The sequence below is a fragment of the Escherichia whittamii genome (genome assembly GCF_014836715.1).
GTDB classification, from domain to species: Bacteria; Pseudomonadota; Gammaproteobacteria; order Enterobacterales; family Enterobacteriaceae; genus Escherichia; species Escherichia whittamii.
This window is the reverse complement of sequence record NZ_JACSQI010000007.1, coordinates 219,608-235,690: the sequence shown is the minus strand read 5'-3', so window position 1 is coordinate 235,690 and position 16,083 is coordinate 219,608. Positions and strand designations below refer to the sequence as shown.

15 protein-coding genes and 1 other RNA gene are annotated in these 16,083 nt (G+C 50.1%); 6 read left to right on the top strand and 10 right to left on the bottom strand.

Going from position 1 to position 16,083, the window contains the following annotated elements; all coding sequences use genetic code 11:
- Nucleotides 1-90 precede the first annotated feature (90 nt).
- The gene (locus H9644_RS13270) at nt 91-402 is read right to left on the bottom strand and encodes an MGMT family protein (protein ID WP_000409911.1); all 312 of its coding nucleotides are present in this window, start codon (nt 400-402) and stop codon (nt 91-93) included.
- Nucleotides 403-564: 162 nt separating this feature from the next.
- Here H9644_RS13270 and ffs point away from each other — a divergent pair.
- Both ffs and H9644_RS13260 read left to right on the top strand, forming a co-directional pair.
- Nucleotides 565-661, top strand: an RNA gene (ffs, locus tag H9644_RS13265) — signal recognition particle sRNA small type.
- 120 nt (nt 662-781) lie between these two features.
- On the top strand, nt 782-1,135 hold the full coding sequence (locus H9644_RS13260; RefSeq protein WP_064529090.1) for a DUF1428 domain-containing protein: 354 nt from the start codon (nt 782-784) through the stop codon (nt 1,133-1,135).
- A gap of 37 nt (nt 1,136-1,172) precedes the next feature.
- On the opposite strand, the gene H9644_RS13255 is transcribed toward H9644_RS13260, so the two are convergent.
- The 7 genes from H9644_RS13255 to acrA form a co-directional block, all read right to left on the bottom strand.
- A complete protein-coding gene (locus H9644_RS13255) occupies nt 1,173-2,723 on the bottom strand; it encodes an EAL domain-containing protein (protein WP_191774917.1) in 1,551 nt (516 codons plus the stop codon).
- A gap of 162 nt (nt 2,724-2,885) precedes the next feature.
- Nucleotides 2,886-3,356, bottom strand: coding sequence for a YlaC family protein (locus H9644_RS13250; RefSeq protein ID WP_064529089.1), 471 nt, complete (start codon nt 3,354-3,356; stop codon nt 2,886-2,888).
- A 113-nt stretch (nt 3,357-3,469) separates the two neighbouring features.
- Nucleotides 3,470-4,021 carry a maltose O-acetyltransferase gene (maa, locus tag H9644_RS13245; RefSeq protein ID WP_064529088.1) on the bottom strand — a complete coding sequence of 184 codons (552 nt, stop codon included), beginning with the start codon at nt 4,019-4,021 and terminating at the stop codon, nt 3,470-3,472.
- A 171-nt stretch (nt 4,022-4,192) separates the two neighbouring features.
- Nucleotides 4,193-4,411, bottom strand: a complete 219-nt coding sequence (locus H9644_RS13240) for an HHA domain-containing protein (RefSeq protein ID WP_001280991.1) — start codon at nt 4,409-4,411, stop codon at nt 4,193-4,195.
- A gap of 25 nt (nt 4,412-4,436) precedes the next feature.
- Nucleotides 4,437-4,811 (bottom strand): Hha toxicity modulator TomB, encoded by a 375-nt coding sequence (gene tomB, locus H9644_RS13235; RefSeq protein ID WP_064529087.1) that lies wholly within the window; start codon nt 4,809-4,811, stop codon nt 4,437-4,439.
- A 559-nt stretch (nt 4,812-5,370) separates the two neighbouring features.
- Nucleotides 5,371-8,520: an efflux RND transporter permease AcrB gene (gene acrB, locus H9644_RS13230; protein ID WP_064529086.1), complete on the bottom strand. Its 3,150-nt coding sequence runs from the start codon at nt 8,518-8,520 to the stop codon at nt 5,371-5,373.
- A 22-nt stretch (nt 8,521-8,542) separates the two neighbouring features.
- On the bottom strand, nt 8,543-9,736 hold the full coding sequence (gene acrA / locus H9644_RS13225) for a multidrug efflux RND transporter periplasmic adaptor subunit AcrA (protein ID WP_064529085.1): 1,194 nt from the start codon (nt 9,734-9,736) through the stop codon (nt 8,543-8,545).
- A gap of 141 nt (nt 9,737-9,877) precedes the next feature.
- On the opposite strand from acrA, the gene acrR reads away from it, so the two are divergent.
- Together acrR and mscK are read left to right on the top strand one after the other, a co-directional pair.
- The gene (gene acrR, locus H9644_RS13220; protein WP_191774915.1) at nt 9,878-10,531 is read left to right on the top strand and encodes a multidrug efflux transporter transcriptional repressor AcrR; all 654 of its coding nucleotides are present in this window, start codon (nt 9,878-9,880) and stop codon (nt 10,529-10,531) included.
- A gap of 121 nt (nt 10,532-10,652) precedes the next feature.
- Complete coding sequence (gene mscK / locus H9644_RS13215) at nt 10,653-14,015, top strand: mechanosensitive channel MscK (RefSeq protein WP_191774906.1); 3,363 nt, start codon at nt 10,653-10,655, stop codon at nt 14,013-14,015.
- 205 nt (nt 14,016-14,220) lie between these two features.
- Here the strand turns inward: mscK and rsmS are convergent, their stop codons facing one another.
- Together rsmS and priC are read right to left on the bottom strand one after the other, a co-directional pair.
- Nucleotides 14,221-14,388 carry a pleiotropic regulatory protein RsmS gene (gene rsmS, locus H9644_RS13210; RefSeq protein WP_000051155.1) on the bottom strand — a complete coding sequence of 56 codons (168 nt, stop codon included), beginning with the start codon at nt 14,386-14,388 and terminating at the stop codon, nt 14,221-14,223.
- A gap of 13 nt (nt 14,389-14,401) precedes the next feature.
- On the bottom strand, nt 14,402-14,929 hold the full coding sequence (gene priC / locus H9644_RS13205) for a primosomal replication protein N'' (protein WP_064529081.1): 528 nt from the start codon (nt 14,927-14,929) through the stop codon (nt 14,402-14,404).
- Nucleotides 14,930-14,998: 69 nt separating this feature from the next.
- Between priC and H9644_RS13200 the strand changes: the two genes are divergently transcribed.
- Both H9644_RS13200 and apt read left to right on the top strand, forming a co-directional pair.
- Nucleotides 14,999-15,367 carry a DUF454 family protein gene (locus H9644_RS13200; protein ID WP_064529099.1) on the top strand — a complete coding sequence of 123 codons (369 nt, stop codon included), beginning with the start codon at nt 14,999-15,001 and terminating at the stop codon, nt 15,365-15,367.
- Between the two features lie 161 nt (nt 15,368-15,528).
- Entirely contained in the window at nt 15,529-16,080 is a 552-nt protein-coding gene (gene apt / locus H9644_RS13195) for an adenine phosphoribosyltransferase (protein WP_064529079.1), read from the top strand.
- Nucleotides 16,081-16,083: the final 3 nt, after the last annotated feature.

The following is a 16,083-nucleotide window of genomic DNA, read 5'->3' as shown; positions in this document are numbered from 1 at the left end:
GATGGAAAGAGTCCCCCCTAAAGCAGACTGACAGACATCACAAATCCCCGGGTGGGGACTTGTGTATAAGAGACAGCCTCCCGGAGGGGGCTAGTAGTTCCAGCGATAACGCTGCAAGTCGATTTGCCCACTTCCTGATACCATCACACCTTCTGCCAGCAAGGCCTGGCGCTGGCGCTGTAAATCTGGACCGGTTAATGAGATTGTGCCGTGGCGATTAACTACCCGGTGCCAGGGCAACGTGCTACCTTCGGGCAGGCGCTTTAACACACCGCCAACCTGGCGCGCGGCACGGGGCGAGCCTGCCAGTTTCGCGACATCGCCGTAAGTAGTGACATACCCTTCGGGAATAGCGGCTACGATTTGCCACACGCGTTGGGGAAATGAATCTTCTTTTTCCATCTTTTCTTCCTGAGATAATTTTTCAGCATAATCTGGAAAAACGCCCGAGTGAAGCCGCATTGCGCAAGAAACCAGCATCTGGCACGCAATGGGTTGCAATTAGCAGGGGCAGCAGTGATAATGCGCCTGCGCGTTGGTTCTCAACGCTCTCAATGGGGGCTCTGTTGGTTCCCCCGCAACGCTACTCTGTTTACCAGGTCAGGTCCGGAAGGAAGCAGCCAAGGCAGATGACGCGTGTGCCGGGATGTAGCTGGCAGGGCCCCCACCCATTTCTGCCTTCCCACCGTTTCGTCAAAAAATCTCAATGTGGCTAAACTTTAACCACGACTGATGCCGCAAGAATTTTCTGGCTGCGCAGTACGCTTCGGAGGTATGTCTGATGAAGTATGTTGATGGTTTTGTGGTTGCTGTTCCTGCCGACAAAAAGGATGCCTATCGGGAAATGGCCGCAAAGGCCGCGCCGCTGTTTAAAGAGTTTGGCGCCCTGCGCATTGTTGAATGCTGGGCCAGCGATGTACCGAATGGCAAAGTGACCGATTTTCGCATGGCGGTCAAAGCGGAAGAGAATGAGGAAGTGGTTTTTAGCTGGATTGAATACCCTTCAAAAGAGGTCCGCGACGCTGCCAATCAGAAGATGATGTCAGACCCACGGATGAAAGAGTTTGGTGAGTCCATGCCGTTTGATGGTAAACGAATGATCTACGGTGGGTTCGAGTCAATCATCGACGAGTAGCGTGACGGGCTGTGCGGCGTGCCGCCAGCCCTAAAATTCACAGATGGTGTTCTGCCCAGCGTACAAACTCCTCTTTCGGTAATGCTTTGCTGTACAACCACCCCTGGCCGTAATGCACGCCATGCTGGCGTAGCCACTCTTCCTGTTTGCTGGTTTCGATCCCTTCCGCCACCATTTTAAGTTTCAGCGTTTTTGCCATTTCGATGATATGCGGTGTGACATTTTTATATTCCAGCGCATCAACGAAGGATTTATCGATCTTCAGAATATCGACATCCAAATCCTGCAAATAACTTAAGCTCGAATAACCGGTACCAAAATCATCAAGATAAATTTCATGACCAACCTGCCGATATCGGGAGATTACCGGGGCGCTGATTTTGGGATCGGCAAACTCGCGTTCGGTCAGTTCAAGAGCGATCTGTCTGGGGTTGACCTGGTAGTGATTGATCATTTCACGCAGCAATTGCGGGATTTTTTCCGAAGTGAGCACAGTGGATTCAAGATTGATCGAAATATGCTGCTGCGGATGCTGACGCAGCCAGTCGCCCATATCTTCAAACACCGTTTTTATAATATGCAGAGTCAGAGATTCTGACAGGCCAGTTTGTTGCGCCAGCGGGATAAAACTATCCGGTGACAACCAGCTACCGTCTGTCTGCGGCCAGCGCGCCAGCGCTTCGGCCCCGACAATCTTTCCATTTGATAATGAGATAATAGGCTGATAGTGCACGCAAATATCGCGGTTTTCGATAGCATCCTGCAGGCGATGATGCGGTGACTGGATGCGGCGTAAAATCCGCAGAACGAACATTGCCGCCAGTAGGCCAATTAACAATCCGACAGGCAACCAGATAAAGACCTGCCGATACCAGCCTTTTTGTAATGTTTTTGTCGAAGCCCATGTGATGATGGAAATGTTCATCTCAGGGAGAGGCAGGATATCGTAAATGATTCCATTCTTTTCGATGTGTTCACCCGGTGTTTTTTGTAGCTGGGTAATAATTCCCTGGGCTATTTCGTCACTGCTGGTAATGATAATGTTATGCGCATTGCCAATAATCGCGGCATCAATTTGCCACGAGCTATAAGGAATCACATCTATAAACGAGGCTGGGTCAATCATCACTATGTAATGTGCAGTTCCCATAGCGACCATGTAGCGGATAATACCTAAATCGTTGTGCGAGGTTAACCATACCCGATAACCATCGTTCGATATTTTACCTGGCTCGGGGAAGGTATCAGGCGGACTTTCATGTTCCAGAGAAGAGCACTGAGGAACGTTGTTATCGACATAGACCACTTCCTGAATATAGCGATAGCTATAAGATACCCGGCGCATTTCCATTAAATGAGCCTCGCTACAGGCTGCGCCTTGCCATTTTTCCAGTTTTTGTAGTGCATCTTTCCCTTGCGACGCCACTTTGTTGGCGCGAATAGCGACGCGGGATGAGTAGGTATGCAGCTCCTCAACAAATGACGTTTCTACCTGTTGATGAGCCAGCCAGATACTTAAGCCCACAGGCAGAAGAACGGAAAGGATCAGTACTCCTGAAATTAGGCTGACCAGATGTCGTGTTCTCACCAGCATGTCCTTATTTACGCAGTGTAGGGAAAGTATATCCGATAGCGAATAAGGGCATGCAAAAGATAAGTGATGCGGGGTAGTTTCGTTAAATGAGTTGTGGCAACGATTGTTGTCAATTCACCAGGCGCGGATGTTTACGCCTGGTGAGGGCGATACAATTTATGAAGTCGCTTCGGTGCGGGCGAGTGTGAAAATATCGTAAAAGGACAACTCACCTTTACGAGCGATCATTTTCTGCAGCTGTTCTTTGTGGATGTTCGCGACACGCGGCGAATTCAGAATAGCGTCGACCAATGCAGTAGGAACAAAGCGTGTATTGTACCATTCGCCGTTGTAGCAAACCCGGAAATCCAGAACGTCGATATCTTCGTAATGGTAACGCGGATAAACGTCAAAAAAGAAGAAACCGTTAAGCAGGATGAACAATACCACCAGGAGCCAGACTGAACCAACCAGCGTTTCAGACTGTAACATCACAGCCAGAGTGGCAAAAAAAGCGGCATACATGCCGATAAACAGCCCCGGATGTTTACGGATAAAACTGATACTAAAGCGAGGTTTGTTATCGCGTTTTTCGTGTGCATTCAGTGTATCAATTGTTTCGGTCAGCAGGCGTTGTATTTCAGTCATCTTTTGCCTTTGTGGTATCTGTAACTTTTCAGGGAACACCCTATTTTAACGTGGGAATACTATGATGAAAGTAACAGATTAACCACAATTTTGCATAACAGTTGCAACTATGGTTACAGTTTTTTAATGACAGTGGCCGGGTTACCGCCTACCACAACGTTAGCAGGAACATCTTTTGTGACGACGGCGCCAGAGGCCACCACGACGTTATCACCAATGGTCACACCAGGGTTGATGACAGCACGTCCGCCAATCCAGACGTTATTGCCGATTGTCACCGGTTTCCCCAGTTCAGCGCCACTATTACGTTCTGCCGGGTCGACAGGGTGCGTTGCGGTATAAATATGAACACCTGGTGCCAACATGCAATTATCACCGATACGAATTGGGCAGACATCGAGCATCACGCAATCGAAGTTGGCGTAAAACCCTTTACCCAAAAAAATGTTATAGCCATAGTCGCAGCGAAAAGAGGGCTCAATATAAGCATCTGCTACCTGGCCGAATAAATCGGTGAGAATTTTCTGGCGTAATGTTTGTTCTTCCGGTGCGGAATGATTGTATTGGTGAATAAGCTGACGAGCGCGCAAGCGATCGCGAGATAACTCCTCATCTGCCGAGCGATACAACTCACCAGCAATCATCTTTTCTTTTTCTGTGCTCATTACTGACCTCCTGTTGCTGAAAATGCGGCAACACGGTAATGCGAAAAGTCAGTTAAGAGAACGTTCCCGTTTCCCGAGTGTGACGAAGGTCACATGCAGTATGCTTTCATTGCGAATAATATAATAATGTTAATAAACAGTCTGTTACATCTTCGAATGTCTGCTATTTAATTACCGAATAAATTTCCATACAGAGGAGGGGATCTTGTCGTACAGTTTATTCATGGTCAATTCTGCGAGGCGGTGATCTGCGGCTGAGTAAAATACCGCCAGTTCATTATCTGATAATTCGTATTTATTTTTCTCGATAACACGCTCAAGCGTGTCAATTGTCTGGCAACGACGCAGACGCATCAAATAATCGGTTTTCGTTAAAGGTTTATCGGACATACTTCTACCCATGGTTGTAATAATTCTAACAAGATAATCTCGCAGGATTCTCTTTAGTGGCATTCACAAAACAACGGAACAATCGGTTACCTGACTTCCGCCATTTCTGGAGATCCTGCATATTAATACCATAACTACTGAACAACATAAAGGTGTCGTCCAGATATTCATCTATCTGCTCAATGAGCTTATTGTCTTCATTATACTTAATTTTGTAATTAAGTGCGAAGGTTGCTATATGCTCAATGAGTTCATTAAGCTGCAGATTGATGGCCGAGGTAGGGTCGTTAACCCAACCATGGTTACTTTCTTCAAGGTTTGCAAGACAGTCATGATACAAGGTTTCGCAGAGAAATTTAAGCTGCGCGATATCATGTCTTTTTGGTGAGTATTCATCCATAACGCGTCCCCCTTCTTAGCGGTTGAACTAATGGACACCTTTTGGGATGGAAAACTTACAAACCTGGCCTTGCCCTCTCACTTGTTAGATTAACTATAAGCTACTCTTTGGCGGTTTTCATCGTATTATTACGAAAAATTACAATTAGGAGGAAGAGAGGGAAAAAAGGCTCTCTTCCTCATTCCAGCGTCGACGACGTAATGGCTAAAGCACTTTGTCTGATGCTATTCATAACATAACGTAATCAGGATGTTTGAGAGTGATTAAATGGTCTGACGATTTGTCACACTAATACCCAAGATTACTCTGATTATGATGTAATTGACATGAACAAATAAAGAATTGCCGCAAATAATTAAGAATAGCCTCTAGATGCCTGGGGGTTATTAAATCCATCGGTACTACTTAATATAAATTAACTAACAATAAGTATTTTTTATGAATTTTATGCGGTGTTAAAACTAACTTACGTTTGAAATCATTAACTATAAACATTTCGACATTAAGATTACGTGTATAAAAAAGGCCGCTTGCGCGGCCTTAGTGATTACGACGTTAATCAGTGATGATCGACTGTATGGCTATGTTCGATATCTTCATTTTTGCGGCTAAAGCGGCGGCGAACCACCACGAAGAACACCGGAACGAAGAAGATCGCCAGTACCGTTGCGGTCACCATCCCGCCCATTACACCGGTACCAACTGCGTTCTGCGCGCCGGAACCTGCACCAGTACTGATAACCAGCGGCATAACACCGAGGATAAATGCCAGCGAGGTCATCAGGATCGGACGTAAACGCATCCGCACCGCATCAAGCGTCGCTTCAATCAGACCTTTCCCTTCTTTATCCATCAAGTCTTTGGCGAATTCGACGATAAGTATCGCGTTCTTCGCCGACAACCCAATGGTTGTGAGCAGGCCCACCTGGAAGTAAACGTCGTTGGTCAGGCCGCGGAAGGTGGCTGCCAGCAATGCACCGATAACCCCCAGCGGAACCACCAGCATAACGGAGAACGGAATCGACCAACTCTCGTACAATGCTGCCAGACACAGGAACACGACAATCAACGAAATCGCATACAGCGACGGCGCCTGGTTGCCGGAGAGACGTTCCTGATAGGACATCCCCGTCCAGTCGTAACCAACACCGGTAGGCAGTTTGCTCGCCAGTTGTTCCATCAGCGCCATTGCCTCACCGGTACTCTTACCTGGTGCAGCCTGGCCTAAGATCTCCATGGATGGCAGGCCGTTGTAACGTTCCAGACGCGGCGAACCGTACTCCCAACGCGAAGAGGAGAATGCCGAGAACGGCACCATCTGGCCATCAGCAGCACGCACATACCAGTTGCCAATATCTTCCGGCAGCATGCGGTATTTTGCTTCTGACATGACGTAAACTTTCTTCACACGACCGCGGTCGATAAAGTCGTTCACGTAGCTGCCGCCCCATGCAGCGCCCAGAGTGGTGTTAATGTCGTTGATAGAAACACCCAGCGCCTGAGCTTTTTCCTGGTCGATATCAATCTTAAACTGTGGCGTATCTTCCAGACCGTTCGGACGCACGCTGGTCAGCAGATCAGGATGCTTCGCTGCTTCGCCCAGCAACTGGTTACGTGCCTGAGTCAGTTTTTCGTGACCGAGGCCAGCCTGGTCAATCAACTCAAAGTCGAAGCCGGTTGCCGTACCCAGTTCCACAATCGCAGGCAGGTTAAAGGCGAAGACCATCGCATCTTTAATTTGCGAGAAGGCGCGCGTCGCACGCATGGTAATCGCTTCAACTTTGTTTTCATCACCCGGACGATCAGCCCAGTCCTTCAACGAAACGAACGCAATACCGGTGTTCTGACCACGTCCCGCAAAGCCGAAGCCGTTAACGGCGAATACCGACTCAACGTTATTCTTCTCTTTGGTCAGATAGTAATCCGTCACCTCATTGAGCACTTTCTGCGTACGTTCCTGCGTCGCACCCGCTGGCAGTTGGACCATGGTCATAAATACACCCTGGTCTTCATCTGGCAAGAAGGAGCTTGGCAGACGTATAAACAGATACGCCATGCCAACCACAATGATCAGATACAGCACCAGATAACGCCCCGTACTGCGCAGAATACCGCCTACGCTGTCGGTGTAGTGGTGCGTGCTCTTCTCGAACATGCGGTTAAACCAGCCGAAGAAGCCTTTTTTGCCTTCGCCGTGATCGCCTTTAGCGATAGGTTTCAGCATAGTGGCACAAAGTGCCGGAGTCAGGATCAACGCTACCAGCACTGACAGTGCCATTGCCGAAACAATGGTAATGGAGAACTGACGATAGATTGCACCAGTAGAGCCGCCGAAGAAGGCCATCGGGATGAATACCGCCGACAGCACCATCGCGATACCCACCAGTGCGCCCTGAATCTGCCCCATTGATTTACGTGTGGCTTCTTTCGGCGGCAGACCTTCTTCCGCCATCACACGTTCAACGTTTTCTACCACAACGATGGCGTCATCCACCAACAGGCCGATGGCGAGCACCATCCCGAACATTGTTAGCGTGTTTATCGAGAAGCCAAAGGCGGCAAGGACGGCAAAGGTCCCCAGCAATACCACCGGTACGGCAATGGTCGGAATCAGCGTCGCGCGGAAGTTCTGCAGGAACAGATACATTACCAGGAACACGAGGATGATCGCTTCGACCAGCGTTTTAACCACTTCGTGAATGGAGATTTTCACGAATGGCGTCGTGTCGTACGGATAAACGATTTTCAGACCTGACGGGAAGAATGGTTCCATCTTCGCCAGTTCAGCACGGATTGCCGCAGCGGTTTCCAGCGCGTTCGCACCGGTCGCCAGCTTGATACCCAGACCAGAAGCCGGTTGTCCGTTAAATTCCGCGATGATGTCGTAGTTCTCGCCACCCAGCTCAATCTTCGCCACATCACGCAGCAGCACGCGGGAACCATCCTGATTCACTTTCAGCAGAATTTTGCCGAACTCTTCAGTAGAGGTCAGACGCGTCTGAGCAATAATAGAGGCGTTAAGCTGCTGGCCTTTCACCGGCGGTGTACCGCCGAGCTGACCAGCTGCAACCTGGGCGTTCTGTGCTTTGATAGCGGTAATGACATCAACCGGCGTTAGCTGGTATTTGTTCAACTCATTCGGGTTCATCCAGATACGCATCGCGTACTGTGAACCGAACAGCTGAACGTCACCAACGCCCGACGTACGGCTAATGGCATCTTTCATGTTCGCCGCCACGTAGTCGGAGATATCTTCCTGCGTCATGGTGCCGTCAGTGTTGATAACACCGACAACCATCAGGAAGCTGCTGGAAGATTTCTCAACGCTCACCCCTTGCTGCTGTACTTCTTGCGGCAGCAACGGCATCGCCAGTTGCAGTTTGTTCTGCACCTGAACCTGCGCGATATCCGCATCAGTACCAGACTCAAAGGTCAGGGTGATCTGCACAGTACCCGTGGAGTCACTGTTAGAAGACATATACATCAGGTTATCGATACCGTTCATATTCTGTTCGATAACCTGTGTCACCGTGTCCTGCACTGTTTTCGCATCAGCGCCGGGGTAGGAGGCGGAGATCGTGACCGCCGGTGGTGCAATCGTAGGATATTGCGCCACCGGCAGTTTGAGGATCGCCAGCCCCCCTGCCAACATGATAATGATGGCGATCACCCACGCAAAAATCGGGCGATCGATAAAGAAATTAGGCATGTCTTAACGGCTCCTGTTTAAGTTAAGACTTGGACTGTTCAGGCTGAGTACCGCTTGCGGCTTGCTGGTTATTATCAGCGGTAACTTCTTGTGCTTTTACCTGGACACCAGGACGCACTTTCTGCAGCCCACTTATTACTACGCGATCGCCTGCTTTCAGACCTTCTGTCACCAGCCACTTATCGCCGATGGCCTGGCTTGCAACGATTGGACGGGTTTCCACTTTGTCATCCGCGCCAACCACCAGTACGGTAGCTTCGCCGCGCGGCGTACGGGTTACGCCCTGTTGCGGGACCAAAATGGCGTTTGGATTAAGCCCTTCTTCCAGACGGGCGCGCACGAACATACCCGGCAGCAGAGTGTGATCCGGGTTCGGGAAGATCGCGCGTAAAGTGATAGAACCGGTGGTCTGATCAACAGTCACATCAGAGAACTCCAGCGTACCGTCCTGCGGGAACTTAATGCCGTCACTGGTGATCAGCGAGACTTTGGCTTTGCCGTTTTCTTGTTTCAGCGTACCGTTTGCCAGCTCCTGTTTCAGACGCAGGAAGTCGTTGCTGGACTGGGTAACATCCACATAGATAGGATCAAGTTGCTGCACAGTCGCCAGCGCAGTCGCCTGACCGTTTTGCACCAATGCGCCTTCCGTCACGTTCGATTTACCAATACGGCCAGTGATAGGAGAGGTGACTTTGGTGTAAGCCAGATTGATCCGCGCGGTTTCAACAGCCGCTTTCGCCGCAGTAACAGCAGCATTTGCCTGTTGTGCATCAGCCAGCGCCTGATCGTACTCTTGCTTACTGATGTACTGAGTACCCAGCAGTTTCTGGTAACGATTAACAGTCAGTTGCGCGATATTGGCAGCAGCCTGCGCTTTCGCCAGATCGCCTTTTGCACTGTCGTACGCCGCCTGGTAGGTAGCAGGATCAATCTGATAAAGAGAGACACCTGCCTGGATGTCGCTACCCTCTTTGAAATTACGCTTCAGGATAATCCCGCTAACTTGAGGACGAACTTCTGCGATCCGGAAAGCACTGGTGCGGCCCGGAAGCTCGGTTGTGATCTGCAGAGGTTCAGTTTTGACTGTTACTACCCCAACGGCGGGCATCTGCTGGCCACCTTGTTGGGCCTGTTTGTCGTCACATCCTGTAAGCGCTAAGCTGCCTGAGAGCATCAGAACGATCGCCAGAGGCGTAAACCCTCTGTTTTTGTTCATATGTAAACCTCGAGTGTCCGATTTCAAATTGGTCAATGGTCAAAAGTCGATAAACCCATTGCTGCGTTTATATTATCGTCGTGCTATGGTACATACATTCATAAATGTATGTAAATCTAACGCCTGTAAATTCACTAACATATGGCACGAAAAACCAAACAAGAAGCGCAAGAAACGCGTCAACACATCCTCGATGTGGCGCTACGTCTTTTCTCACAGCAGGGGGTATCATCCACCTCACTGGGAGAGATTGCAAAAGCGGCAGGCGTTACGCGCGGTGCAATCTACTGGCATTTTAAAGACAAGTCGGATTTGTTCAGTGAGATCTGGGAGCTGTCAGAATCCAATATTGGTGAACTAGAGCTTGAGTATCAGGCAAAATTCCCTGACGATCCACTCTCAGTTTTAAGAGAAATACTAATTCATGTGCTTGAATCGACGGTGACAGAAGAACGGCGTCGATTATTGATGGAGATTATATTCCACAAATGCGAATTTGTCGGAGAAATGGCAGTTGTCCAACAGGCACAACGTAATCTCTGTCTGGAAAGTTATGAACGTATTGAGCAAACGTTAAGGCATTGTATTGAAAAGAAATTATTGCCAACCGATTTAATGACGCGCCGTGCGGCGATAATAATGCGCGGTTATATTTCCGGCCTGATGGAAAACTGGCTGTTTGCACCGCAATCTTTTGATCTCAAAAAAGAAGCGCGCGATTACGTTGCCATTTTGTTGGAAATGTATCTCCTTTGCCCGACCCTGCGTACCCCCGCAGTCACCGAAAAATCCTGAATCAGACTCCAGGATTTATCCTGGACATTTTCGCTGTTGCTATTCTGACTCTCTACGGCGTGATATTCTAGCCGCCCGACTAGTTCAGGTCGTTCTTCAGGTTCAGAAACCTTCATTCATCATGACTATGTTCCAGTATTACAAACGATCACGGCATTTTGTTTTTTCAGCATTTATTGCTTTTGTTCTTGTCTTGTTATGCCAGAACACAGCGTTTGCGCGGGCGTCATCGAATGGTGATCTACCGACGAAAGCAGACCTGCAGGCACAACTTGACTCGCTTAATAAACAAAAAGATCTTTCTGCCCAGGACAAACTGGTGCAGCAAGATATTACTGACACGTTAGCTACCCTCGAGAAAATCGATCGCGTAAAAGACGAAACGGTGCAATTACGGCAAAAAGTTGCTGAAGCGCCAGAGAAAATGCGGCAAGCGACCGCAGCGTTAACTGCGCTTAACGATGTGGATAACGACGAAGAAACCCGCAAAATTCTGAGTACGTTATCGTTGCGCCAGTTGGAGTTACGTGTCTCCCAGGCGCTAGACGATTTGCAGAATGCACAAAATGATCTGGCTTCTTATAACAGCCAGTTAGTTTCGTTACAGACGCAGCCTGAACGCGTGCAAAATGCGATGTATACCGCCTCGCAGCAGCTGCAACAAATTCGCAGCCGCCTGGATGGAACCGAGGTTGGCGAAGCCGCCTTACGCCCCAGTCAGAAAGTGTTACTGCAGGCACAGCAGGCTTTGCTGAATGCCGAGATTGACCAACAGCGTAAAAGCCTGGAAGGGAACACCGTCTTACAGGACACCCTGCAAAAGCAGCGTGATTACGTGACGGCGAACAGTGCGCGTCTTGAGCATCAGCTACAACTGTTGCAGGAGGCGGTGAACAGCAAGCGCCTGACATTAACTGAAAAAACGGCGCAGGAAGCTGTTACCCCGGATGAAGCGGCGCGTATTCAGGCTAATCCGCTGGTGAAGCAGGAGCTGGAAATAAACCAGCAATTAAGCCAGCGTCTGATTACTGCGACCGAAAACGGTAATGTCCTGATGCAGCAAAACATCAAAGTCAAAAACTGGCTGGAGCGGGCGCTGCAATCGGAACGTAATATCAAAGAACAGATTTCTGTCCTGAAGGGCAGTCTATTACTGTCGCGCATCCTCTATCAGCAACAACAAACGCTGCCCTCGGCGGATGAACTGGAAAATATGACCAACCGCATCGCGGACTTGCGTCTCGAACAGTTTGAAGTCAACCAGCAGCGTGACGCGCTGTTCCAGAGCGATGCGTTCGTCAGCAAGCTGGAAGAAGGTCACGCCAACGAAGTCAACGGCGAAGTTCACGATGCGTTATTGCAAGTGGTTGATATGCGTCGCGAACTGTTAGATCAGCTTAACAAACAGTTGGGTAACCAGCTGATGATGGCCATTAACCTGCAAATCAACCAGCAGCAGTTAATGAGCGTATCGAAAAACCTGAAATCCATCCTGACTCAGCAAATCTTTTGGGTGAACAGTAACCGTCCGATGGACTGGGACTGGATCAAAGGGTTCCCGCAAAGCCTGAAAGATGAATTTAAGTCGATGAAAATCACGGTGAACTGGGAAAAAGCCTGGCCTGCCGTCTTTATCGCTTTTCTCGCCGGTTTGCCGCTGCTGTTGATTGCCGGGCTGATCCACTGGCGTCTGGGGTGGCTGAAAGCGTATCAACAAAAACTGGCTTCCGCTGTGGGATCTCTTCGTAACGACAGCCAGCTCAACACACCAAAAGCGATTCTTATCGACCTGATCCGCGCACTGCCGGTATGCCTGATTATTCTCGCTGTTGGCCTGATTCTGCTGACTATGCAGCTCAACATCAGTGAATTATTGTGGTCGTTCAGCAAAAAACTGGCGATTTTCTGGCTGGTGTTTGGCCTGTGCTGGAAAGTGCTGGAGAAAAACGGTGTTGCCGTGCGTCACTTCGGCATGCCGGAACAGCAGACCAGCCACTGGCGTCGGCAAATTGTCCGCATCAGCCTCGCGTTGCTGCCAATCCATTTCTGGTCTGTGGTGGCAGAACTCTCCCCGCTGCATCTGATGGATGATGTGCTGGGGCAGGCGATGATTTTCTTCAACTTGCTGCTGATTGCCTTCCTGGTGTGGCCGATGTGCCGCGAAAGCTGGCGTGATAAAGAGTCGCACACCATGCGACTGGTCACCATTACCGTGCTGTCGATTATCCCGATTGCGCTGATGGTGCTGACCGCTACGGGTTATTTTTACACCACGCTGCGCCTCTCCGGGCGTTGGATCGAAACTGTTTATCTGGTGATCATCTGGAACCTGCTGTACCAGACCGTACTGCGCGGCTTAAGCGTGGCGGCACGGCGTATCGCCTGGCGTCGTGCGCTGGCGCGTCGACAGAATCTGGTGAAAGAGGGCGCAGAAGGTGCTGAACCGCCGGAAGAACCCACCATTGCACTGGAGCAGGTTAACCAGCAGACGCTGCGTATTACTATGTTGCTGATGTTTGCGCTGTTCGGTGTCATGTTCTGGGCAATTTGGTCCGATTTGATCACCGTGTTCAGCTATCTCGACAGCATCACGCTCTGGCATTACAACGGCACTGAAGCCGGGGCTGCGGTGGTGAAAAACGTCACCATGGGTAGCCTGCTGTTTGCGATTATCGCATCGATGGTTGCCTGGGCGTTGATCCGCAACCTGCCAGGTTTGCTGGAAGTACTGGTGCTGTCGCGCCTGAACATGCGTCAGGGCGCGTCGTACGCCATTACCACCATCCTTAACTACATCATTATTGCCGTGGGTGCGATGACAGTGTTTGGGTCGCTTGGTGTGTCGTGGGATAAACTCCAGTGGCTGGCGGCGGCATTATCTGTAGGTCTGGGTTTTGGTTTACAAGAGATCTTCGGTAACTTCGTCTCTGGTTTGATCATCCTGTTCGAACGTCCGGTGCGCATTGGCGATACGGTCACTATCGGTACGTTCTCCGGAACGGTCAGTAAGATCCGTATTCGTGCGACGACTATTACGGACTTCGATCGCAAAGAAGTGATCATCCCGAACAAAGCGTTCGTAACCGAGCGTCTGATCAACTGGTCGTTAACCGACACCACCACGCGTCTGGTGATCCGCCTGGGCGTGGCCTACGGTTCCGATCTGGAAAAAGTCCGCAGAGTACTGCTGCAGGCGGCGACTGAGCATCCAAGGGTGATGCACGAACCAATGCCGGAAGTCTTCTTTACGGCATTTGGCGCCAGCACCCTGGATCACGAACTGCGCCTGTACGTTCGTGAACTGCGGGATCGTAGCCGCACCGTCGATGAGCTGAACCGTACTATCGATCAGTTGTGCCGTGAAAACGACATCAACATTGCCTTTAACCAGCTTGAAGTGCATCTGCACAACGAGAAGGGCGATGAAGTGACGGAAGTGAAACGTAACTACAAAGGTGATGATCCGACGCCCGCGGTAGGGTAATAACGAAAGGGGCGGCATTTAGCCGCCCCCGATAATGCTGACAAAGTGCGCGTTGTTCATGCCGGATGCGGCGTAGCTACCTTGTCAGGCCTACAAAACAGCGAAAATTCAATATATTGCAGGAGTGGTGTAGGCCTGATAAGCGTAGCGCATCAGGCAATTTTGCGTTTACCAGCAATCAGAGGGCGGCATCTGGCTGCCCCATTTATTTCTCACTTTTCGCCTCATCATCGCGCGTTAATTTCTTTTCATAATCACGCTTTACAATATCCAGCGCACGCAGCACGGTGCTTGCAGGGATCTGATTTTCCTCCAGCAGCACAATTAAATCGACGGCCAGTTTGACATCGTCAGGGGCATTTTCCAGTGACATACTTTCTCCATTGTTAGCGGGTTAAACGCGCTAACCTGTTTTCGATTTTTTCCAGTGCATGACGGCACCGCGCCAGACGGGCCTCATAAGCTTCCACTTCACGATGCAGCGTTTGCTGTTCAATGAGATCGGTCGCCCGCGCCAGACGGGCTTTACGTTCGGCAACCATCTCACGTAGCCGCCTCTCAAATTCCTGATGCTGAATACGTTTACGCTGCCAGCGGGCAATTTTGGGTGGTGCGCTATCCCACTCGCGTAGCGACCAGGCTGCGGCCTCACGCGCTATAGCCTCCAGTTGCGCCGCCAGATGTTCTGCCAGCCAGGCGACTTGCGGCAGTTGCTGTTGCTCAACTGCATGGCGAAGCGCGGACAAATTATCTCCCGCTTCTTCCAGGCACGCCTGTAATGTTGTCGCACGGGTCTGAAAAAGATGCCTGTCGAAACGGGCGCTTAACGTGCCGAACTGCGACACCGGGGCGCAACGCTGGCGCAGCGTAGCAAGCTGACTTTCCAGTTTTTCCAGCAGCAGGGCAGTTTTCACGATAAGACCTCAATGAAAATGATAATTGTTATGCTAAAGTAGCCACTCTGTATGCTGACTACTCATAATATGCAACGAATCATTTTAATCATCATTGGCTGGCTGGCGGTAGTGTTGGGTACGCTGGGCGTGGTATTACCGGTATTGCCGACTACGCCATTTATCCTGCTGGCTGCCTGGTGCTTTGCCCGTTCATCGCCGCGCTTCCACGCCTGGTTGCTGTACCGCTCATGGTTTGGCAGCTATTTACGCTTCTGGCAGAAATATCATGCGATGCCACGTGGTGCAAAGCCTCGGGCGATATTCATTATTTTACTGACTTTTGCGATTTCACTTTGGTTCGTTCATATGACGTGGGTGCGGATTCTGTTATTGGTGATCCTCGGCTGTTTGCTGATTTTTATGTGGCGAATCCCGGTGATTGATGAAAAGCAATAAAAACGGCAAAGCACAACAATCGCTGTTGCAATTATCGCCCGCAGCCAGTACATTCTGGCGTTTTCGAGCACAGGCGCAGGCGGTCAAAGGTTAAACAACTGTTACTTTTGACTCGTTTAAAACGCGCCGTGAGTACCACCGTAACAAGCAGGCATACACTTATGACCGCGACTGCACAGCAGCTTGAGTATCTCAAAAATAGCATCAAAAGCATTCAGGACTACCCGAAACCCGGCATTCTTTTCCGCGATGTCACCAGCTTACTGGAAGACCCGAAAGCTTACGCTCTCAGCATCGATTTACTGGTTGAGCGTTACAAAAATGCGGGTATTACCAAAGTTGTCGGCACTGAAGCTCGTGGCTTCTTGTTCGGCGCTCCGGTAGCACTGGGTCTGGGCGTTGGTTTTGTGCCAGTACGTAAACCGGGCAAACTGCCGCGCGAAACTATCAACGAATCTTACGAACTGGAATACGGCACCGATAAGCTGGAAATCCACGTTGATGCCATTAAACCTGGCGACAAAGTGCTGGTGGTTGATGATTTGCTGGCAACAGGCGGCACCATTGAAGCGACTGTGAAACTGATCCGTCGCCTGGGTGGTGAAGTCACTGATGCTGCGTTCATCATTAATCTGTTCGATCTTGGCGGCGAACAGCGCCTCGAAAAGCAGGGCATTACCTGTTATAGCCTTGTCCCGTTCCCGGGCCATTAATTT

What these genes read in the sequence shown, in the direction of transcription:
- H9644_RS13270 (WP_000409911.1), bottom strand. Translation starts at nt 402, where the DNA reads ATGGAAAAAGAAGATTCATTTCCCCAACGCGTGTGGCAAATCGTAGCC.
- H9644_RS13260 (WP_064529090.1), top strand. Translation starts at nt 782, where the DNA reads ATGAAGTATGTTGATGGTTTTGTGGTTGCTGTTCCTGCCGACAAAAAG.
- H9644_RS13250 (WP_064529089.1), bottom strand. Translation starts at nt 3,356, where the DNA reads ATGACTGAAATACAACGCCTGCTGACCGAAACAATTGATACACTGAAT.
- maa (WP_064529088.1), bottom strand. Translation starts at nt 4,021, where the DNA reads ATGAGCACAGAAAAAGAAAAGATGATTGCTGGTGAGTTGTATCGCTCG.
- H9644_RS13240 (WP_001280991.1), bottom strand. Translation starts at nt 4,411, where the DNA reads ATGTCCGATAAACCTTTAACGAAAACCGATTATTTGATGCGTCTGCGT.
- tomB (WP_064529087.1), bottom strand. Translation starts at nt 4,811, where the DNA reads ATGGATGAATACTCACCAAAAAGACATGATATCGCGCAGCTTAAATTT.
- acrB (WP_064529086.1), bottom strand. Translation starts at nt 8,520, where the DNA reads ATGCCTAATTTCTTTATCGATCGCCCGATTTTTGCGTGGGTGATCGCC.
- acrA (WP_064529085.1), bottom strand. Translation starts at nt 9,736, where the DNA reads ATGAACAAAAACAGAGGGTTTACGCCTCTGGCGATCGTTCTGATGCTC.
- acrR (WP_191774915.1), top strand. Translation starts at nt 9,878, where the DNA reads ATGGCACGAAAAACCAAACAAGAAGCGCAAGAAACGCGTCAACACATC.
- mscK (WP_191774906.1), top strand. Translation starts at nt 10,653, where the DNA reads ATGACTATGTTCCAGTATTACAAACGATCACGGCATTTTGTTTTTTCA.
- rsmS (WP_000051155.1), bottom strand. Translation starts at nt 14,388, where the DNA reads ATGTCACTGGAAAATGCCCCTGACGATGTCAAACTGGCCGTCGATTTA.
- H9644_RS13200 (WP_064529099.1), top strand. Translation starts at nt 14,999, where the DNA reads ATGCAACGAATCATTTTAATCATCATTGGCTGGCTGGCGGTAGTGTTG.
- apt (WP_064529079.1), top strand. Translation starts at nt 15,529, where the DNA reads ATGACCGCGACTGCACAGCAGCTTGAGTATCTCAAAAATAGCATCAAA.